Raw genomic sequence first — 19,079 nt, 5'->3', positions numbered from 1 at the left:
GCCTGCTGGGAATCGTAACACACTGGAATTAAAGCAGGTTTAAAAGCCTGAGACGTCCTGACACCAACTGGTCGAATCCGCATGGCTGCAGGATACCCCTCCGGCGGGAGTATTTTTCGAACAATGAAAGAGGGAGGCGCGCGGCATGGGCACGGGCACGAATATCCGGACATGGTTCGAGGGCGCATGGCACGAGGGCGATGCACCCGTCATGCGCGCCGGGGACCATGGCATGTGGCTCGGCAGTGCCGTCTTTGACGGAGCGCGGCTGGCGCATGGGGTGGTGCCCGATCTCGATCTGCATTGCGCGCGGGTGAACGCCTCGGCGCGGGCGCTGATGCTGGAGCCGACCGTTGATGCCAGCGACATGGTGGAGATCATCCGTGAAGGCCTGCGGGCCTATGCGCCGGGCAGCGCCGTCTATATCCGGCCAATGTATTGGGGGCAGGACACGGGCTATATGGCGATCGTGCCGGACAGCGCTTCGGTCGGGTTCGCCATCTGCCTCGAAGAGGTGCCGATGCCGCCCGAGGGCGCGTCGACCACGCTGACGCGCACGCGGTTCCGCCGCCCGGTGATGGAGGATGCGGTGGTCAACGCCAAGGCCGCCTGCCTTTATCCCAACAACGCGCGCATGCTGGCCGAGGCGCGGGCCAAGGGATTTGGCAATGTTCTGTGCGCCGATGCCATAGGGAATGTCGCCGAGAGTGCGACGGCCAATGCCTTCATGGTCAAGGACGGCGAGGTGTTCACGCCTGCGCCCAATGGCACTTTCCTGGCCGGGATCACGCGGGCGCGCCATATCGCGAACCTGCGCGCGGATGGCATCACAGTGCATGAAACCGTGCTGAGCTTTGACGACTTCCACGGTGCGGACGAGGTGTTCCTGACCGGCAACATGGCCAAGGTCACGCCGGTGACAGCTTTTGACGACACGTCCTACCAGATCGGGCCGGTGACGCGCCGGGCGCGCGAGCTGTATTGGGACTGGGCAGCCAGCAGCCCGCTTTGATCTGACCTGTATTTTGCCAAGGAAACGCCGGGCGGATCATCCGCCCGGCGTTTTTCGTTTTCAGAGCGCCGCGCGCTCGGCCGGGCTCATGCGCAACATGGGCAGCTGGCGCAGCACCACCGGCGCGATGAGGGCAAGGCCCACGAGCGTCGCATAGAGATTGGGCGCGACCAGAAGGATGGCGGCCACGGCGCAAAGCGCGCGCTCGTACGCGCGCATCGGGCCGATCAGCCAATCGGCGAAGGCCGCCGACAGCATCCAGATGCCAGCCATCGCCCCGGTCACGCCGATGATGAATTGCGACCAAGTGAACCCGTCCACCACGATCAGCAAGGATGGCGAGAAGACGAAGACAAACGGCACCAGCGCCTTGCCCATGCCAAGGCGGAAAGCAGTGTTGCCCGTCTTGAACGCGTTCGAATCCGCGATGCCCGCCGCCGCATAGGCGGCCAGCGCCACAGGCGGCGTGATATCGGCCATGACCCCGTAGTAGAAGACGAAGAAATGCGCGACCAGCGGCTGCACCCCCAGCATACTGAGGATGGGAGCCGCCACCGCGATCATGATCAGGTAGTTGGCCGTCGTGGGGATACCGCAGCCCATCAGGATGCAGACGATGGCCGTCATGATCAGCGTGAACATCAGCGTCAGCGCGGAGACGGACATCACCTCGAAGGGCAGCACGCTGAGCGCGCCCGAGACGCTCTCGGCCCAGCCCGCCGCGACGGAAGTGACCATGTAGGCAATCTTGAAGCCGACGCCGGTCAGGGTGACGACTCCGATGATGACGCCTACCAGCGCCGCCGCCGCGGTCACCGACAGCGAGAACTTGGCGCCGGTCACGAAACTGTCCCAAAGCTCGGAGGCCGACGCCTTGGCCGCGCCCATAATGTCGCTGCCGTGGCGCACCAGGTTCTGAATGATCAGAACGAGGATGCAGGACAGGATGCCGTAAAAGGCCGCGAGGTAGGGCGTCTTGCCCGAAAGCAGCGTGGCAACCAGCACGAAGAGCGGCAGGGTGGTCAGCCAGCCCGCCTTGAAGACGGCCCAGGCGACGGGCAGCTCATCTTTGGAAAGGCCGCGCAGGCCGCGGCGGCGCGCCTCGAGATGGACCTGCACCAGCACGCCGAAAAAGTGCATGAAGGCGGGGACGAGCGCCGCCGTGAGGATCGTGGTCAGCGGGACGCCCAGATACTCGATCATCAGGAAGGCGACCGCGCCCATCACGGGCGGCGTGATCTGACCGCCGGTGGACGACGCCGCCTCGACCGCCGCCGCGAAGTGGCGGGGATAGCCGATGCGGATCATCGCCGGGATGGTCAGCGAGCCTGTGGTGACGGTGTTGGCGATCGACGAGCCCGAGATCGAGCCGAGCATGGCCGAGGAGACGACCGACACCTTGGCCGGGCCCCCCGCGAACCGGCCCGCGAGGGATGAGGCAAGATCGATGAACAATTGCCCGAGGCCGATGCGCGTGGCCATCACGCCAAAAAGGACGAAGTGGAACACGTAGGTTGCAATCACGCCCAGCGCGGTGCCGTAGATGCCCTGGCTGGTCAGGTAGAGATGGTTGACGATGTTGGTCCAACTGGCGCCGGGATGGGTCAGCACGCCGGGCATGGACTGGCCGAAATAGGCATAGGCCATGAAGAGGATGGCGATCACCGGCAGGGGCCAGCCCATCGCGCGGCGCGTCGCCTCCATCAGCACGACGATCAGGATGGTGCCCATGACGACGTCAATGAACAGCGGATTGCCCACGCGGAACGCCAGATCGTTGAAGACCCACGGCACGTAAAGCGCCGATACGATGCCCGCTATGGCCAGCACCCAATCAGCCAGCGAGACGCCCATGGGCGTCATCAGCGTGTTGCGCGGCTCGGGGCGCGCGCCGAAAACGGTGAAGGAGAAGAAGATGAGGCCGAGGGTAAAGGCCAGATGCGTGCCACGATGCACGCTGGCCTGCGGGATGCCATAGCCGGAGGTGTAGAAATGATAGCAGGACAGCACAAAGAGGACGCCGCCGACGATCCATGTCATGCTGGGCAGAAGGGGTCTGAACCGGACCTCTGGATCGTACTTCTCTTCCAGAGCCTTCATTTCCGCGTCGGTCATTTCCTTGACGCGGTCTGATTCGGATATCTCGGCCATGGCCGCCTCGCTGCGATGTAGGGGGTATAAAAAGAGCCGACCCGCACCCCTATGAAAGGCGTGCGGGCCGGAGAAGAGCCGTCGATTACTCGATCAGGCCTTTTTCACGGTAGAACTTCTCGGCACCGGGGTGCAGCGGGATGCCCACACCGTCGAGCGCTGTCTCGGCGGTGATTTCCTTGCCCTTCTGGTGACCGGAATCCAGCAGCTTGCGGGTATTCTCATTCCAAAGGGCGGCGGTGATGCCGTAGATCAGATCTTCGGGCTGATCGGCGCTGGTCACCCACTGGGCACCGACCGACAGGGTGGTGACGTCATCGGCCACGCCCTCGTAGGTGCCGCCGGGCACGACGTTCTCGGCGAAGAAGGTGTATTCACCCGTCACGGCCTCGGCCTCGGCGCCCGAGATCGGGACCAGCACGATGTCTTCCTGGCTGGCCAGTTCGGCGATGGCACCGGCGGGGAAGCCGCCGACGAAGAAGAACGCGTCCATTGCGCCGTCACGCATGCGGTCCGCGGCCTGATCGGGCTTGAGGAACGCGGCGTCGATGTCGTCCTCGCTGAGGCCATAAGCGCCCAGAATGATGCGCGCATCGACCAGCGTGCCCGAGCCTGGCTCGTCCAGCGAGACAGTCTTGCCCGCAAGATCGGAAACCGACGAGATGCCCGAATCCGCCGATGCGACCAGGTGGATCGTCTCGGGGTAGAGGTTGGCGATGGCGCGCAGGTTGTGGACCGCGTCACGGCCTTCCCAGATGCCCGTGCCGGTCTGCGCCCATGTGGCCACATCCGACTGCGAGAAGCCGGACTCCAGTGTGCCGCCCGCGATCGCGTTGATGTTGGCGACCGAGCCGTTGGCCGACAGTGCCGAAGCGATCAGGCCGGGATAGCCGCAGCTGCCGCCTTCGTCGCAGGGGCGCGAGCCCGGCGGGTTCGAGATCGCGTTCGCGATCAGGCCGCCGATGGGATAGTAGGTGCCGGACGTGCCGCCTGTGCCGATGCGGAAAAACTGGGGCTCTTGCGCAGTTGCGACAGTGCCGACCGCCATCATCGCAACGCCGACGGTGGCCGCGCGCATGAGGCGTGTGAAACCGAATTTCATGAGGGTTCCTCCTTGAACTCTATGAGACATGAGCCGCGATCTAACTACAGCCGTCTGGGCTTTGCAATGCGTTCACTGCGGCGTGTTCGGCCCGCCAAGATGCTGCGCTGCCGCGTAAAAATGCGAAAAGCCCGCCTGCGTCATGACGCACAGGCGGGCCTCCTTGGCCGGACGAATGGGCGCGGTCCTACCCCCGCGCGTCCAGCGCGTCCTCAACCGTCCGCAGGCCGGTGCGCGGCGATTGCACCAACACGGCCATATTGCCTGGCTTATGCTCGTTGCGCAGCATCTTGGTATGGGCCGCCGGGATGTCAGCCCAGGGGAAGACCTCGGACATGCAAGGATCCAGGCGCCGCTCGACCATAAGGTTGTTCGCGGCGCTGGCCTGCTTGAGATGGGCAAAATGGCTGCCCTGGAGGCGTTTCTGATGCATCCACATATAGCGCACGTCGAAGGTGCAGTTGAAGCCGGTCGTGCCCGCGCAGATCACGACCATGCCGCCCTTCTTGCAGACGAGGGATGACACCGGAAATGTCGCCTCGCCGGGATGCTCGAATACCATGTCGACATTGACGCCCTTGCCGGTGATGTCCCAGATCGCCTTGCCAAACTTGCGTGCCTCTTTCAGCCACTCGTTATACTCGGGCGTGTTGACTGTGGGCAATTGACCCCAGCAGTTGAAATCCTTGCGGTTGATCGCGCCCTTGGCGCCAAGGTCCATCACGAACTGGCGTTTGTCCTCTTCGGATATGACCGCGATGGCATTCGCGCCCGCCGTATTGATCAGCTGGATCGCGTAAGAGCCAAGGCCACCCGACGCCCCCCAGACCAGCACGTTCTGGCCCGGCTTCAGGTCATGCGGCTCGTGCCCGAAAAGCATGCGATAGGCGGTGGCCAGCGTCAGGGTATAGCAGGCGCTTTCTTCCCACGTCAGATGCTTGGGCCGCGGCATCAGCTGTTGCGCCTGCACGTTGGTGAACTGGGCAAAGGAGCCGTCCGGCGTCTCGTAGCCCCAGATGCGCTGGCTGGGCGAGAACATGGGATCGCCGCCATTGCATTCCTCGTCGTCGCCATCGTCCTGGTTGCAGTGGATGACCACCTCATCGCCGACTTTCCAGCGGCGCACCTTGTCACCCACGGCCCAGACGATGCCCGCCGCGTCGCTGCCCGCGATATGATACTCCGCCTTGTGCACGTCGAAGGGGCTGATCGGCTGGCCAAGGCCCGCCCAGACGCCGTTGTAATTCACGCCTGCGGCCATCACCAGAACCAGCACCTCGTTGCTGTCCAATGTCGGCACGTCCACGACTTCCTGTTTGAAGGACTTGTCGGGCTCACCGTGCCGTTCGCGGCGGATGGTCCAGGCATACATCTGCTTGGGGACATATCCCATCGGGGGCATTTCGCCGACCTCGTAGAGATCCTTCTCGGGGGCGTCATAATGCGCCACGCCGGAATCGGTGCGGGGGTCGGTATCGAGGGCCATCGGAATCTCCCGTGTCAAAATCATGCCGCGGCGCAGAATCGCGCCGGTCTCACCTTGGGATACCGCCCACGACGCAACAATGCAATGCCGCGGGGCATATTTTTGTAACTTTATGACCCAGCGGGTGCAGAAAAATGCGATGCAGGCGCAGCATCTTCCTCGGGCAGCAGATGCGCCACGGAGGCCGCGTAATAGGCCAATAGCGGCTTGCCCTCCTCGGTCACGGTCCATCCCGCATCGCCCTGCCGGATCGCACCGCGCCGGGCCAGCGCCTTGCAGGCCAACGCCACGTCATCCGCACCGATTGTGATCAGGCCGGGGTTCGCACCGCCCTCCGCCCGCATCGCCTGCAGGGCATCGGTCAGAGCCGCCTCATCCATCGGCGCCTGCGCGCGCAGCAGCGCCCGCGAGATCAGCGGCACGGTCAACATCGGCATCGCCGCCTCGATCCGGCCCATCAGGTCTCGGCCCAGATCCTCGAGCCGCGGCGCCTCTCCATAAGCGCTGAGGCGCACCGGCTCGGCAAAGACCACCGCAGCGGTGCCAAATCGCTGAAAGCGTCCGATCAGCCGCTGCCAGACGATCCGCAGCGCGGCGCGGGTGACCGATCGCTTGCTGGCGCCAAAGCGGCGGTCCCCGCGCATCGCCGCCCCGATCAGGACGCGGTCCTCCAGCACACGGTCGTAGTTGATGGCAACCGGCACAAAGACCACGTCGCGCCCGCCGGGCTTCCAGCCTTCGACCACGTAGGAGAGCAAGCCCAGCTTGGCGGGTCGCACCGCGCCTGTCAGGGTCAGGCCGCCTTCGGGAAAGATCGCCTGCGTCACGCCGCCCGTCGTGGCCATCTGAACGTAGCGCGCCAGCACCGTGCGGTAGAGCCCCCCGCGCGACCGGCGCCGGATGAAATAGGCGCCCATCGCCTTGATCAGACGGCTCAGCGGCCAGACGCGCGCCCACTCACCCACCGCATAGCTGAGCGCCGAGGATTGCGCCGCCAGCGTCGTGACCAGCACATAATCCATGTTGCTGCGGTGGTTCATGATGAAAATCAGCGTCGCGTCATGCTCGATCCCGTCGATGATCTCGCCGTTTTTCGGCCCGGTGCGCACATCATAGAGAAGCCGCGCCAGCCAGTTGGCCAGACGCGTGCCCAGGCTGAAATAGGCAAAGGCGCTAAAGCTGGGCACGATCTCGCGCGCGTAGCTGCGCGCCTTCTCGAAGGCGACGTCTTCGCGGACCTTATGCTTGGCCGCATAGTCCACGATGGCCTGTGTCACGTCAGGGTCATAGATCAACCGCAGGATCATGTCGTGACGCCGGGCGAGCTTGAAGGGCTCGATCGGGCGTTTCAGCCGGGTGTTGAGCTTCGACACCGCCCGTTCCAGCCGGCGGCGGAAAAACCAGCGCACGGATGGAAACAGAAAGTGCGACGCAAAGGTGACAGCCGCAAAGGCGATGAGCAGCAAAAGCGCCCAGAGCGGCATATCAACAGTCGATGTCACTTAACCCCCCGGGATTCCTGCGCGCCCCACCCTAGCATCGATGGGGCGCGGCGCATCTATTTCTGCTGCATTCCGGCCAGAACTGCGGCCAAGGGTCGCTGGTCAACCTCGATCAGGCCGCGGCGGGGGCGGTCAAGGTCGATGATCATGAAGACAAGGAGCACGATAAGCGCCATCATCAGGTAAACCGGCGTCGCAGGCGCTGCCCCTGCCAGCCCCGAGGAAAAGCCCAGCATCGCCCCCGAGAGCACGAAGGTGCCGAACAGCATGAATAGGACGACCTCCGGTACGTGCCGTTCGATCGCAGCATCACGCGCACCCAAAGCGTCGATCATGTCGTTGAGCGAGGCGGCATAGCTGACGGCCGCAGGCCCACCCGCCGTCGCGGCATGCGTTGACGCCTGCTCCCACAGATCGGCAAAGGCGGCCTCGGCATTGGCGACAAGGCGCTTGCGGCGCTGGGCCTGATCGGCGGACACCTCCGCTGCCTCCAGCCGCAGGCGTGTGTAGCGGCGCAGATCGTCCTTGGCGCTTGCCCGTATATCCGCCGGCAGGAAATCGGTGCGCAACCACGCGGTGCCGATGGCATTCGCCTCATCCACCACGGCGGTCGAGCGCGTGTCGTGCCGCGACAGGCCCAATGAAAAGGTAAAGCCCAGCAACAAGGCCAGCAGGCCCAGCATCGAGCCTTGGACCGCAGTCGTCTGGCTACGGCCCTCTTCGGATTTATTCAGCTTGCTGCGCCGGCCCAGAAACCAAGACAGTGACATGGCGACCAGCATGAGCGCCAGAAGGCCCAGCGCGATCAGGATGGATGGGATATCATAGAGCACTTCGCGTGGTCCCGTCATGTTGGCCCTTTGTGGCGCTGGCGCCACCGGCACCGTGGAGTTAAATGGTGTGCGCCGCTCCTTAGGGCATGATGCCTTGCCGGGCCAGCGACAACAGGGGCCGAGGACGCAAAGATGCGTGATCGCGGCAAGGATGCATCGCATCGGCGCGGGGCCGCTTGCTGCCTTCACCAGCTGAGAATGCTGCATCTGCGATTGCCGCAATGCAGCGAATTGACATTGGCGCAAAGTTTCGCATAACGTCCCCATAGCGCAACATTGTTACCCCTACGCGAGGCCCGATCATGTCCAACCCGACCGCAGACCGCCCGTGGCTGATCCGCACATATGCGGGTCATTCGACCGCCTCGGCCTCCAACGCGCTCTACCGGGCGAACCTGGCCAAAGGGCAGACGGGCCTTTCGGTCGCCTTCGATCTGCCAACGCAAACGGGCTATGACAGCGATCACGTCCTGTCGCGGGGTGAGGTCGGCAAGGTGGGCGTTCCCGTCTGCCATCTGGGCGACATGCGCCAGCTTTTCGCGGATATTCCGCTGGAGCAGATGAACACCTCGATGACGATCAACGCGACGGCGCCCTGGCTGCTGGCACTTTATATCGCCGTGGCCGAGGAGCAGGGGGTGGACCCAAGCACCCTGCAAGGCACCGTGCAGAACGATCTGATCAAGGAATATCTCAGCCGCGGCACCTATATCTGCCCGCCGAAACCCTCGCTCAAGATGATCGGGGACGTTGCCGAATATTGCTACAAGCATATCCCCAAGTGGAACCCGATGAACGTGTGTTCCTATCACCTGCAAGAAGCCGGCGCGACGCCCGAGCAGGAGCTGTCCTTCGCCCTCGCCACCGCCATCGCCGTGCTGGACGAGCTGCGCCCCCGCGTGCCCGAGGCGGATTTCCCGGTGCTGGCGGGGCGCATCAGCTTCTTCGTCAATGCGGGCATCCGCTTTGTCACTGAGATGTGCAAGATGCGGGCATTTGTCGATCTTTGGGACGAAATCTTGGCCGAGCGTTATGGCGTCGAAGATCCCAAGTTCCGCCGTTTTCGCTATGGTGTGCAGGTCAATTCCCTCGGCTTGACCGAGCAGCAGCCCGAAAACAACGTCTATCGCATCCTGATCGAGATGCTGGCCGTGACGCTATCCAAGAAGGCCCGCGCGCGCGCGGTGCAGCTGCCCGCCTGGAACGAGGCACTGGGCCTGCCGCGCCCCTGGGATCAGCAATGGTCGATGCGTATGCAGCAGATCCTGGCCTATGAGACGGACCTCTTGGAATTCGACGACCTCTTCGACGGCAACCCCGCGGTGGACAAGAAGGTCGAGGCGCTGAAAGACGGCGCGCGGCGCGAGCTGGCCAGCCTCGACAGCATGGGCGGCGCCATCGGGGCCATCGACTACATGAAATCGCAGCTGGTCGGCAGCAATGCCGCGCGGCTGGGCCGGATCGAAGCGGGCGAGACCACCGTTGTCGGCGTCAACAAATTCACGACGGGCGAGCCCTCGCCGCTGCAGACCGAGGATGGCGGCATCATGACGGTCGATCCCGCCGTCGAGGCCGAACAGATTGGACGCCTCGATGAATGGCGCGCCGCCCGCGATGCAGATGCGGTCGCGGCCGCGCTGGCCGAGTTGCGCAGCGCGGCCAGCGAAGGGCGCAACATCATGCCCGCCTCGATCGCCGCCGCCCGCGCGGGGGTGACAACCGGGGAATGGGCCGAGGAGATGCGCCGCGTCCATGGCGAATACCGCGGCCCCACCGGCGTCAGCGCCAGCCCGTCGAACATGACCGAAGGCCTCGATGACATCCGCGAGGCGGTCGCCGCCGCCTCGACCAAGCTGGGCAAACGGCTCAAGTTTCTCGTCGGCAAGCCCGGCCTCGATGGACATTCCAACGGGGCCGAGCAGATCGCATTCCGCGCGCGGGACTGCGGCATGGATATCGACTATCGCGGCATCCGCCTGACACCCGAAGAGCTGGTCAGGACAGCCTTGGAGGATGGGGCGCATGTGGTGGGCCTGTCGATCCTGTCGGGCAGTCACATCCCGCTGGTCGAGGATATGATGATGCGCATGAACGCCGCCGGGCTGGGCCATGTGCCCGTCATCGTCGGCGGCATCATCCCCGAAGAGGACGCCGCGCGCCTGCGCGCCATGGGCGTCGCGCGCGTCTACACGCCAAAGGATTTCGAACTGAATACCATCATGCGCGACATCGTGGCGCTGGTTGATCCCGGCGCGGTGGCCGCAGAGTAACCGCAGAATATCGGGCGCGATAGGCACTGGCAGCGATCCGCCCATCGGCTAGGCTGACTGCGGAGCAGAATCAGCGAGGCCGCCCATGTCCGATCAGATCACCACCCGCCCTATCGAGGCCGCGGACGAGGACGCGTGGCGGCGCCTCTGGACGGGATACCTGCAATATTACGAGACCTCGGTGCCCGAGGAGGTCTATGCCACGACCTTCCAGCGGCTGCTGTCGGACGAGCATCCGAACCAGAATGGTCTGATGGCCCTGAAGGGCGAGACACCCGTGGGCCTCGTCCATTACATCTATCACCCGCATAACTGGAAGATCGAGGAAGTCTGCTATCTGCAGGATCTCTACGCCGATCCATCGGCCCGCGGCACGGGTGTGGGGCGCAAGCTGATCGAGGCGGTCTATGCCGCCGCCGATCGCGACGGGCGCCCGTCGGTCTATTGGATGACGCAGGATTTCAACGCCACCGCCCGGCGGCTCTATGACCGGATCGCGGTGCTGACGCCCTTCATCAAATACGCCCGTTAGGCCGGGGGTATCGAACGGGCGTCTTCGGCCAGATCCGACCGGGGCGGCAAAAAATCGCGGCAAGCGCACTTTTCATGCAGCGGTGTTGAGTTAAAACTACGGCTATGCCTTACGAATGGTCTCCTCCCGCTATCGGCACGGATACACGGCGCCTCGATATGTGGCCGCATCGGTCTCTGCCGCGGCGCGGTTTCGCGCTTTTCATGGTCATCACCTGCGTGATGTTCTCGCTCCCGCTCTTCGCGCTGGTCGGGACGGTCGTTCTTTGGGGGCTGCTTCCGTTTCTGGCGGGGGCGGTGGTGTTGATGTGGTGGGCGCTGGAGCGCAGCTATGCCAGCGGGCGCATGCACGAGGCGCTGGTGATTGACGCGCAGGAGGTGCTGCTGACCCGCACTAATCCGAAGGGCGATGTGCAGAAATGGGATTGCAACGCCTATTGGGCGCAGGCGCAGATCTATCCCTCGGGCGGGCCGGTCAAGAATTACATCACCCTGCGCGGCGCCGGCCGCGAGGTGGAGGTGGGCGCGTTCCTGTCCGAAGACGAGCGCAAGGCGCTGTTTTCCGAGCTGGTCGGAGCGTTGAAACTGGCGCGCGCGAATACGTAACGCACCGACCTCTGACAGGCCGCCGGATCTGAGTATTTTTGCCAAGATGAAACTGGACGCGGCGCCAAAACAGATCGGACCAGTATTGGTCCGATCGCCGCGGCCCCTCAGGAGGTCATGCGGTCCTTGATCCGCGGACCGACGGCGCCGAAATCCATCTGGCCGGTATATTTGGCTTTGAGCACGCCCATGATCTTGCCCATGTCGCGGATCGAACTGGCGTTCGTTTCCTCGATGGCGGCCTCGATGGCGGCATCGACCTCCTCGTCCGAGAGCTGCTTGGGCAGAAACTCGGCGATGACGGCCACTTCCTGCTGCTCGCGTTCTGCAAGATCTATGCGCCCGCCTTCCTCGTAGGCACGCACGGACTCGAGACGTTGCTTTGTCATCTTGCCAAGGATGGTCAGCACGTCGTCGTCGCTCAGCTGCACTTCGCCGCCCGTTGCGCGGGCCGCGATTTCCTGATCCTTGATGGCAGCGTTGATCAGGCGCAGCGTCGCCAGACGCTGGGCATCCTTGTCGCGCATCGCCTGTTTCAGGGCGGTGTTGACGCGGTCGCGCAATGTGTTTTCCATGGCTCGGTCCTTTGGCGGGGACGCGCGCGGGCCTGGCCGGCGCGTAGTAGCTAGGCGCCGGGGTCTACCCAATCGGGCGGGCCAAGGCAACCGCAGAGCGGCCTGCCCCAGCGTCAGGCAAGGCGCCGTCCGCGTGCCACCTCTTGACCCTATAGTGCCGCAGCCTTAGGTTCGCGCAGATTTTGCGCCCCTTTCATATATCTTCAGCCACATCCCCGGAGAGCCGCCATGCTTGATGCGCCCCAGCCTCGCCCCACCGCCTGCCTTGCGCTGGCCGATGGCACGGTGTTCTACGGGCGCGGATTTGGCGCGACCGGCGTAACTGTCGCCGAGCTGTGCTTCAACACCGCGATGACCGGCTATCAGGAGATTATGACCGACCCCAGCTATGCGGGCCAGGTCGTGACCTTCACCTTTCCGCATATCGGCAACACGGGCACCAACCCCGAGGATGACGAGACAGCCGATCCCGTGGCCGCGGGCATGGTCGTCAAATGGGATCCGACCGCGCCGTCGAACTGGCGCAGTACGCAGACTTTGCAGCATTGGCTGGCTCAGCGGGGGCGCATCGCGATGGGCGGTGTCGACACCCGCCGCCTGACACGCGCAATCCGCCAGCAAGGCGCGCCACATGTCGCGCTGGCCCATGATCCGGACGGCAATTTCGACGTTGCCGCGCTGGTGGAAATGGCGCGCGGCTTTGCCGGGCTGGAAGGCGTGGACCTGGCCAAGGACGTGACTTGCGCGCAATCCTACCGCTGGAACGAGATGCGCTGGGCCTGGCCCGATGGCTATCCGGTGCAGGAAAACGCGCCGCACAAGGTGGTGGCGATCGATTACGGCGCCAAGCGCAACATCCTGCGCTGCCTTGCCTCGGCGGGCTGCGATGTCACCGTCCTGCCGGCCACCGCCACCGCCGAAGAGGTGCTGGCGCATAACCCCGATGGCGTGTTCCTGTCGAACGGGCCGGGTGATCCGGCAGCGACGGGCACCTATGCCGTGCCGGTCATTCAAGAGCTGCTGAAGGCGGATCTGCCGCTTTTCGGGATCTGCCTGGGCCACCAGATGCTGGCGCTGGCGCTGGGCGCCAAGACGGTCAAGATGAGCCACGGACATCACGGCGCGAACCATCCGGTCAAGGACTACACCACCGGCAAGGTCGAGATCACGTCGATGAACCACGGCTTTGCCGTCGATGGCCAATCGTTGCCCGAGGGGGTCGAGGAAACGCATGTGTCGCTCTTCGACGGCTCGAACTGCGGGATCGCAATCAAGAATCGGCCCGTCTTTTCGGTGCAGCACCACCCCGAGGCCAGTCCCGGCCCGCAGGACAGCTTTTACCTTTTTGAGCGGTTCGCAGCCTCGATGGCGGCGAAAGCCCCCGTTTCTTAACGGTTTCTCCCGTAAATCTTTACGCTTCGTTAACTGACATGAACGAAACTCGTCGCCGGACCGTTTGGCGAAGGGTATAATATGTCGATCTCGGATCTGCGACAGCTGGACACGCAGTCCTGGACCTCTGCCAGTCTGCGCGAGGGCGCCGATGATGTCGCACCGCTTTGCACGCTGGGCCTCCATCTTGTGCGGACTGGCACGATTTCGAGCTCGGACGCCAAACTGGCCCAGATCGTCGGACGCCATTGCGCCGCACCTATCGACGACATTCTTCGCGCCGAAGGGCTTTTGGACGAAAGCACCGTCCTGCGCGCGCAGGCCAGCCGCGCGGGTCTGCGTCAAGCGAGCGCGCACGAGCTGGCGCATTGCGCAGAACCCGTCCCCGGGATCGACCCGCGCCGCATGATCCGCAGCGGCGCCGCGGCGCTTCGCGGCGAAGACGGCGTTTTGCGCATCGCGGTGGACCGGCCCGAGGCGGCGGAGGCACTGGGCGATTTGCCCGATGCCCTGCGCAGGCGCGCGCCGCTGATCGCGCCGCGCCACGCGTTGCAAGATGCTATGGCAGACGCCGCCCGCACCGCCCTGACCGCCGCCGCCGAGGCGCGTCCGCCCGCCAGTGAAAGCTGTCGGACCTGGCGCGCCTCGCCGATGCGGCGCGGCGCCATCGCGCTGTCGATAATCGGACTGTGCATTCTGGCCAGCGCATTGTGGCCGGCACAGATCTTTGGCCTCTTCGTGGCATGGGCGACGGTGACCTTGTTCCTTTCGGCGGCGTTCAAAATGGCGGCCGTCTGCGCACGCGCCGTCGCGGGCGCGCCCGCCGAGTTCCAGCCGCCCCTACCAGCGAATGCAAAGCTTCCCAAAGTGTCGATCCTCGTGCCGCTTTACCGCGAAACGCGGATCGCGCAGGCCCTGATCAAGCGGTTGAGCCTGCTGACCTATCCCAAATGTCTGCTCGACGTGATCCTGGTTCTGGAGGAGACGGACGAGACAACGCGCAGCACCGTTGCGGGCATCACGTTGCCGCCTTGGATGCGCGCGGTGATCGTGCCCGACGGACAACCGCGGACCAAGCCGCGCGCGATGAATTATGCCTTGGATTTCTGCGAGGGAAGCATCGTGGGCATCTTTGACGCCGAGGATGCGCCCGCCCCCGACCAGATCACCCAAATCGCGCGCCGCTTTGCCGCCGCGCCGCCGGATGTCGTCTGCCTGCAAGGCATCCTCGATTATTACAATCCGCGTCAGAACTGGCTCGCGCGATGCTTTACCATCGAGTACGCGACATGGTTTCGCGTGATGCTGCCTGGGATGGCGAAACTGGGCTTGGCGATCCCGCTGGGCGGCACGACGCTGTATTTTAGGCGCGATGTGCTGGAAGAGCTTGGTGGCTGGGATGCGCATAACGTCACCGAGGATGCTGATCTGGGGTTTCGCCTGGCGCGGCACGGCTACCGCACCGAAGTGATCGGCACCGTCACGGGCGAGGAGGCGAATTGCAGTGCCTGGCCTTGGATCAAGCAACGCTCGCGATGGCTCAAGGGCTATATGACGACGTATCTGGTGCATATGCGGCGGCCCCGCTTGCTGCATCAACAGCTGGGCGCGTGGCGGTTCTGGGGGTTTCAGGCCCATTTTCTGACCGCTTTGTCACAATTCCTGCTGGCGCCTTTCCTGTGGTCCTTTTGGCTGGTCCTGTTCGGCCTGCCCCATCCCCTGGACCCCGTGCTCCCGCGTGAGGGGCTGCTGCTCTTCAGCAAACTTTTCCTTGCGGTCGAGCTTCTGAATATCGGCTTCTACATGCTGGGCGTATCCGGAAAGCGGCATCGGCACCTATTGCCCTGGGCCCCGTTGATGCATCTCTACACCCCGCTGGGGACCATTGCCGCACTCAAGGCGATTTACGAGATGATTGTCGCGCCCTTCTACTGGGACAAGACGGCACACGGTCACTCGCTGGAAAGCGCCGAGGGATAGGCACGTTCAAATCGTCGATTTCACCTCGCCCGATTCCAGCCTCAGCCGCGTGACGAACGCCTTTGATATATGGGCCTTTAGCGCATCATGTGCCGCGCGCGCCTCGCCCGCCTCGATGGCCGAGACGATGGCATCATGTTCGGCGATTGCATCCTCGCCCCGCCCTTCGGCGGCAAGTGAGGTCGTCGCCATCAGTGCCATCGAGCGATGGACGAGCCCTAGCTGCTGCACAAGAAACCGGTTGTGCGAGGCAAGGTGGATCTGCTTGTGAAAGCGTCGATTGGCGCGCGCCATGCGCGCCGGATCGCCGATGAGGGCGCGGTCCTGCTCGACCATGCCGCGCAGGACGGCCACTTCTTCGGGCGTGGCGTGGCGCGCGGCCAGGCTGGCAGCCAGCCCTTCCAGTTCGGCGCGCACGACGTAAAGCTCGGCGCGCTGGTTGTGATCCAGTGAGGCGACGATGAGGCTGCGCCCGTCGCGCGTGAGCAATGACTGCGTCTCGAGCCGTTGCAGCGCCTCGCGGATGGGCGTGCGCGACACGCCAAAGCGCTCGGCCAGATCGCTCTCGACCAGGCGGTCACCGGGCCGGAATTCGCCCATGTCGATCGCCTCCAGGATCAGCGAGTAGGCATCCGTCTGGGGCGGTTTTTGCGGCGGTTTCATCGGGGCATGTCCGGCTGTGACTGTCATCCGCGCGACGGTAGGGGCGCGGGCGCCCGTGATCAAGCTTTTGCTCGGTTGACAGGGGCGCGCCCGCGCCTAGTTTGGCTGCATGCCAAAACAGGATTTCAGCCACGTGGACGCTTGGGTGTTCGACCTCGACAACACCCTCTATTCGCCGCATCTGCGTCTTTTCGACCAGATCGAGGTGCGGATGACGCAATTCGTCATGGATGAGTTGGGCGTCGACCATGCCGAGGCGGACCGCCTGCGGGTGACATACTGGCGCGAGCACGGCACGACGCTGGCGGGCCTGATGAACGTGCACGGCCTAGACCCCGAGCAATACATGATCGACGTGCACGATATAGACATGAGCGTCCTGTCGCCCGATCCCGAGCTGCGCGCACGCATCACCGCGCTGCCGGGCCGCAAGATCATCTTTACCAATGGCAGCGCCCCCTATGCCGAGCGGGTGGCCGAGGCGCGCGGCTTGGCGGGCGTTTTCGATGCGGTCTACGGCGTCGAGCATGCAGGCTATATCCCCAAGCCGGGCCGCGACGCGTTCGAGGCGGTCTTTGCCGCCGACGGTCTGGTGCCCGGCGCGGCGGCCATGTTCGAGGACGATCCGCGCAACTTGGCCCAGCCCCATGAGATGGGCCTTGCCACCGTCCTCGTCGCGCCCGAGCCGCATGATGCGCCCCATATCCACCATCATACGGATGATCTGAGCGGGTTCCTGTCCCGCCTGATCTAAGCACGGCCTGCGGCCTTGTGCCGGGTGGCCCTCGCCGTGGCGCAGGCCTATATCCTGAGGTATCAAAGCGCGAAAGGGCCACGCATATGGACAAGGTCGACATCCTCATTTCAGGCGGCGGCATCGCCGGCCTGACAGCCGCTGCCGCCTTCGGCGCTGCCGGCTTCAGCGTGATCTGCGTCGACCCTGCCCCGCCCGTGACCGAGCGCGACACCAAGGGTGCCGATCTGCGCAGTACCGCCTTTTTGCAACCGGCGCGCGACCTGCTGGAGAAATGCGGTCTGTGGGAGCGCCTCGCCCCCAACGCGATGCCGCTTCAGACCATGCGCATCATCGACGCCGGCGGCGGAGAGGCTGCGCCCCGCCTTACCCGCGATTTCGACGCGGACGAGATCTCGGACCAGCCTTTCGGCTGGAACCTGCCCAACTGGCTCTTGCGCCGCGAGATGCTGGCCCATGTCGAGGCGGCGGATAACGTCACGTTCCGCCCGGGTATCGGCACCGCCGGGTTGCTGACCCGAGACATCGAGGCGCGCGTGCGCCTCTCCGATGGCGGCCACGTCGCCGCGCGCCTTGTCATTGCCGCGGACGGGCGCAATTCGCCCATTCGCGAGGCGGCGGGCATTGGCGTGCGCACCACACGGTACGGGCAAAAGGCGCTGGCCTTTGCCGTGACGCACCCGGTCCCGCATGGCAATGTCTCGACCGAGATCCACCGCAGCGGCGGCCCGTTCACACTGGTTCCCCTGCCCGATCACGACGGCATGCCGTCCTCTGCCGTCGTCTGGATGGAGCGCGGACCCGAAGCGCAGCGCCTTGCCGCGCTTAATAAAGACGCGTTCAATGAGGCGCTCAATGCGCGCAGCTGTCATGTGCTGGGGCCGCTGACATTGGCGTCGCAGATCGGCGTCTGGCCCATCATCAGCCAGATCGCAGATCGTTATGCCGCACAGCGCACCGCGCTGATTGCCGAGGCTGCGCATGTCATGCCACCCATCGGCGCGCAGGGGCTGAATACCTCGCTGGCAGATTTGCGCGCGCTCTTGGATCTGGCCGAGAAATCGCCCGATACATTGGGCGATACCGCGATGCTGGACGCCTATCACCGCGCCCGCCATACCGAAGTCGCGGTCCGAATGCAGGGGATCGACCTGCTCAACCGCGCCTCGATGATGGATGCGCAGCCGCTGCGCGATGCGCGCGCGATGGGGCTGAACGCGCTGCACGCGCTGGCGCCTGTGCGGCGAGGATTGATGCGTCTGGGGCTCGGCGGGACCCGCGATTAGATTGGGCCCGGCCGGCGCTCTTCGCTCAGAAGGACGTTCGCCTCGACATCGCCCACGCCAGGCAGCGTCATGATGCGCCGCCGCAAAACGCGCTCGAAATCGCTGATGTCCCGCGCGACAACGCGCAGGCGGTAGTCATAGACGCCCAGGATATGCTCGACGCTCTGCACCTCGGGGATAGCTGACACAGCGCGCTCGAAATCATCGAGACTGACGCGCCCCTTGGTCGCCAGCTTGACCCCCAGAAAGACGCTGACGCCGAAGCCAAGTTTCTCGCGATCCAGATCGAGGCGTTGGCCCTTGATGACACCCGTCTCATGCAGCCGCTTGATCCGCCGCCAGACGGCGGGCTGCGACAGGCCCAGCTTGCGGCCCAGCGCCGAGGCGCTTTGCGTGGCATCCTCCACCAGCGCGCGCAGGATGCGCCGATCCGTCTCGTCAAGCTCGATCATAGCGGCAGCGCCTCGTCTGCCTTGATCCGCGCCATGTGCATCAGCGCCTCGATATCGGTGATATGCGGCAGCGGCAGGATCGCGCTGCGATAGATGTGCTGGTAATGCACCATATCGCGCGCGATCACGTAAAGGCGCAGATCGACGCGACCCAGAAAGGTCTGGATCTCGATCACCTCCGGGACTTCGCGCGCCGCCGCCGTGAACTCGTCAAAGGCGCGCGGCTGCGTCTTGTCCAGCTGAGCGCGGAGGCTCACCTCCACCTCGTAACCCAGGGCGCGCCAATCGATCACCGCGCGGTTGCCAAGGATCACGCCCTGCGCCTCCATCCGCTCCAGCCGCCGGGCGCAGGTATTGGCGGTGACCCCCGCAAGCTCCGCCAGATCCGACAGCGCAGCCGCAGGCGCGTGCTGGTAATGTCGCAGAATGCGCCTGTCCGTATCATCGAGCATGATTTTACCGCCCATCCTTCATCTTGGTTATA

17 protein-coding genes are annotated in these 19,079 nt (G+C 64.5%); 8 read left to right on the top strand and 9 right to left on the bottom strand.

Translation table 11 applies throughout. The features are described 5' to 3' along the window. Positions 1-145: 145 nt before the first annotated feature. Complete coding sequence (locus BW975_RS02660) at positions 146-1,012, top strand: branched-chain amino acid aminotransferase (protein ID WP_076530748.1); 867 nt, start codon at positions 146-148, stop codon at positions 1,010-1,012. A 60-nt stretch (positions 1,013-1,072) separates the two neighbouring features. Here the strand turns inward: BW975_RS02660 and BW975_RS02655 are convergent, their stop codons facing one another. The 5 genes from BW975_RS02655 to BW975_RS02635 all read right to left on the bottom strand — a co-directional run bounded on the left by BW975_RS02655 (position 1,073) and on the right by BW975_RS02635 (position 8,104). Beyond that, the gene (locus tag BW975_RS02655; protein ID WP_076530746.1) at positions 1,073-3,163 is read right to left on the bottom strand and encodes a TRAP transporter permease; all 2,091 of its coding nucleotides are present in this window, start codon (positions 3,161-3,163) and stop codon (positions 1,073-1,075) included. Between the two features lie 85 nt (positions 3,164-3,248). Further along, positions 3,249-4,241 (bottom strand): TAXI family TRAP transporter solute-binding subunit, encoded by a 993-nt coding sequence (locus BW975_RS02650; RefSeq protein WP_076533312.1) that lies wholly within the window; start codon positions 4,239-4,241, stop codon positions 3,249-3,251. 211 nt (positions 4,242-4,452) lie between these two features. Continuing rightward, positions 4,453-5,751 carry a crotonyl-CoA carboxylase/reductase gene (gene ccrA, locus BW975_RS02645; RefSeq protein WP_076533310.1) on the bottom strand — a complete coding sequence of 433 codons (1,299 nt, stop codon included), beginning with the start codon at positions 5,749-5,751 and terminating at the stop codon, positions 4,453-4,455. Between the two features lie 110 nt (positions 5,752-5,861). Next, complete coding sequence (locus BW975_RS02640) at positions 5,862-7,253, bottom strand: 1-acyl-sn-glycerol-3-phosphate acyltransferase (RefSeq protein WP_076530744.1); 1,392 nt, start codon at positions 7,251-7,253, stop codon at positions 5,862-5,864. 56 nt (positions 7,254-7,309) lie between these two features. Continuing rightward, positions 7,310-8,104: a bestrophin-like domain gene (locus BW975_RS02635; RefSeq protein WP_076530742.1), complete on the bottom strand. Its 795-nt coding sequence runs from the start codon at positions 8,102-8,104 to the stop codon at positions 7,310-7,312. A 284-nt stretch (positions 8,105-8,388) separates the two neighbouring features. Here BW975_RS02635 and BW975_RS02630 point away from each other — a divergent pair, with 284 nt between their 5' ends. From BW975_RS02630 to BW975_RS02620, 3 genes are all read left to right on the top strand, one after another. Next, on the top strand, positions 8,389-10,356 hold the full coding sequence (locus BW975_RS02630) for a protein meaA (protein WP_076530741.1): 1,968 nt from the start codon (positions 8,389-8,391) through the stop codon (positions 10,354-10,356). An 85-nt stretch (positions 10,357-10,441) separates the two neighbouring features. Beyond that, positions 10,442-10,888 (top strand): GNAT family N-acetyltransferase, encoded by a 447-nt coding sequence (locus BW975_RS02625; RefSeq protein ID WP_076530739.1) that lies wholly within the window; start codon positions 10,442-10,444, stop codon positions 10,886-10,888. Positions 10,889-11,046: 158 nt separating this feature from the next. After that, the gene (locus tag BW975_RS02620; RefSeq protein ID WP_244512537.1) at positions 11,047-11,493 is read left to right on the top strand and encodes a DUF2244 domain-containing protein; all 447 of its coding nucleotides are present in this window, start codon (positions 11,047-11,049) and stop codon (positions 11,491-11,493) included. A 107-nt stretch (positions 11,494-11,600) separates the two neighbouring features. Here BW975_RS02620 and BW975_RS02615 read toward each other — a convergent pair whose 3' ends face one another. After that, positions 11,601-12,068 (bottom strand): GatB/YqeY domain-containing protein, encoded by a 468-nt coding sequence (locus BW975_RS02615; RefSeq protein ID WP_076530736.1) that lies wholly within the window; start codon positions 12,066-12,068, stop codon positions 11,601-11,603. 228 nt (positions 12,069-12,296) lie between these two features. Here BW975_RS02615 and carA point away from each other — a divergent pair, with 228 nt between their 5' ends. Both carA and BW975_RS02605 read left to right on the top strand, forming a co-directional pair. Then, positions 12,297-13,460 (top strand): glutamine-hydrolyzing carbamoyl-phosphate synthase small subunit, encoded by a 1,164-nt coding sequence (gene carA, locus BW975_RS02610; protein ID WP_076530735.1) that lies wholly within the window; start codon positions 12,297-12,299, stop codon positions 13,458-13,460. A gap of 81 nt (positions 13,461-13,541) precedes the next feature. Beyond that, positions 13,542-15,440 carry a glycosyltransferase gene (locus tag BW975_RS02605; protein WP_092746212.1) on the top strand — a complete coding sequence of 633 codons (1,899 nt, stop codon included), beginning with the start codon at positions 13,542-13,544 and terminating at the stop codon, positions 15,438-15,440. Between the two features lie 6 nt (positions 15,441-15,446). On the opposite strand, the gene BW975_RS02600 is transcribed toward BW975_RS02605, so the two are convergent. Beyond that, positions 15,447-16,103: a GntR family transcriptional regulator gene (locus BW975_RS02600; protein WP_076530733.1), complete on the bottom strand. Its 657-nt coding sequence runs from the start codon at positions 16,101-16,103 to the stop codon at positions 15,447-15,449. 109 nt (positions 16,104-16,212) lie between these two features. Here BW975_RS02600 and BW975_RS02595 point away from each other — a divergent pair, with 109 nt between their 5' ends. Together BW975_RS02595 and BW975_RS02590 are read left to right on the top strand one after the other, a co-directional pair. Continuing rightward, positions 16,213-16,857, top strand: a complete 645-nt coding sequence (locus BW975_RS02595) for a pyrimidine 5'-nucleotidase (RefSeq protein WP_076530732.1) — start codon at positions 16,213-16,215, stop codon at positions 16,855-16,857. An 86-nt stretch (positions 16,858-16,943) separates the two neighbouring features. Further along, positions 16,944-18,143, top strand: coding sequence for a UbiH/UbiF family hydroxylase (locus tag BW975_RS02590; protein ID WP_076530730.1), 1,200 nt, complete (start codon positions 16,944-16,946; stop codon positions 18,141-18,143). Here BW975_RS02590 and BW975_RS02585 read toward each other — a convergent pair. Both BW975_RS02585 and BW975_RS02580 read right to left on the bottom strand, forming a co-directional pair. After that, positions 18,140-18,595, bottom strand: coding sequence for an Lrp/AsnC family transcriptional regulator (locus tag BW975_RS02585; RefSeq protein WP_076530729.1), 456 nt, complete (start codon positions 18,593-18,595; stop codon positions 18,140-18,142). The two genes, BW975_RS02590 and BW975_RS02585, sit on opposite strands and share 4 nt — an antisense overlap. Then, positions 18,592-19,047 (bottom strand): Lrp/AsnC family transcriptional regulator, encoded by a 456-nt coding sequence (locus BW975_RS02580; protein ID WP_076533308.1) that lies wholly within the window; start codon positions 19,045-19,047, stop codon positions 18,592-18,594. Before BW975_RS02580 ends, BW975_RS02585 begins: the two co-directional genes overlap by 4 nt. Positions 19,048-19,079: the final 32 nt, after the last annotated feature.

The sequence above is a fragment of the Roseovarius nanhaiticus genome, assembly GCF_900156535.1.
Lineage (GTDB): Bacteria > Pseudomonadota > Alphaproteobacteria > Rhodobacterales > Rhodobacteraceae > Roseovarius > Roseovarius nanhaiticus.
The sequence above is the reverse complement of the archived record's forward strand: the minus strand, read 5'-3'. Positions and strand labels throughout refer to the sequence as shown.

What these genes read in the sequence shown, in the direction of transcription:
- carA (WP_076530735.1), top strand. Translation starts at nt 12,297, where the DNA reads ATGCTTGATGCGCCCCAGCCTCGCCCCACCGCCTGCCTTGCGCTGGCC.
- BW975_RS02615 (WP_076530736.1), bottom strand. Translation starts at nt 12,068, where the DNA reads ATGGAAAACACATTGCGCGACCGCGTCAACACCGCCCTGAAACAGGCG.
- BW975_RS02630 (WP_076530741.1), top strand. Translation starts at nt 8,389, where the DNA reads ATGTCCAACCCGACCGCAGACCGCCCGTGGCTGATCCGCACATATGCG.
- BW975_RS02600 (WP_076530733.1), bottom strand. Translation starts at nt 16,103, where the DNA reads ATGAAACCGCCGCAAAAACCGCCCCAGACGGATGCCTACTCGCTGATC.
- BW975_RS02590 (WP_076530730.1), top strand. Translation starts at nt 16,944, where the DNA reads ATGGACAAGGTCGACATCCTCATTTCAGGCGGCGGCATCGCCGGCCTG.
- BW975_RS02650 (WP_076533312.1), bottom strand. Translation starts at nt 4,241, where the DNA reads ATGCGCGCGGCCACCGTCGGCGTTGCGATGATGGCGGTCGGCACTGTC.
- BW975_RS02635 (WP_076530742.1), bottom strand. Translation starts at nt 8,104, where the DNA reads ATGACGGGACCACGCGAAGTGCTCTATGATATCCCATCCATCCTGATC.
- BW975_RS02585 (WP_076530729.1), bottom strand. Translation starts at nt 18,595, where the DNA reads ATGATCGAGCTTGACGAGACGGATCGGCGCATCCTGCGCGCGCTGGTG.
- BW975_RS02595 (WP_076530732.1), top strand. Translation starts at nt 16,213, where the DNA reads ATGCCAAAACAGGATTTCAGCCACGTGGACGCTTGGGTGTTCGACCTC.
- BW975_RS02605 (WP_092746212.1), top strand. Translation starts at nt 13,542, where the DNA reads ATGTCGATCTCGGATCTGCGACAGCTGGACACGCAGTCCTGGACCTCT.
- BW975_RS02620 (WP_244512537.1), top strand. Translation starts at nt 11,047, where the DNA reads ATGTGGCCGCATCGGTCTCTGCCGCGGCGCGGTTTCGCGCTTTTCATG.
- ccrA (WP_076533310.1), bottom strand. Translation starts at nt 5,751, where the DNA reads ATGGCCCTCGATACCGACCCCCGCACCGATTCCGGCGTGGCGCATTAT.
- BW975_RS02625 (WP_076530739.1), top strand. Translation starts at nt 10,442, where the DNA reads ATGTCCGATCAGATCACCACCCGCCCTATCGAGGCCGCGGACGAGGAC.
- BW975_RS02660 (WP_076530748.1), top strand. Translation starts at nt 146, where the DNA reads ATGGGCACGGGCACGAATATCCGGACATGGTTCGAGGGCGCATGGCAC.
- BW975_RS02655 (WP_076530746.1), bottom strand. Translation starts at nt 3,163, where the DNA reads ATGGCCGAGATATCCGAATCAGACCGCGTCAAGGAAATGACCGACGCG.
- BW975_RS02580 (WP_076533308.1), bottom strand. Translation starts at nt 19,047, where the DNA reads ATGCTCGATGATACGGACAGGCGCATTCTGCGACATTACCAGCACGCG.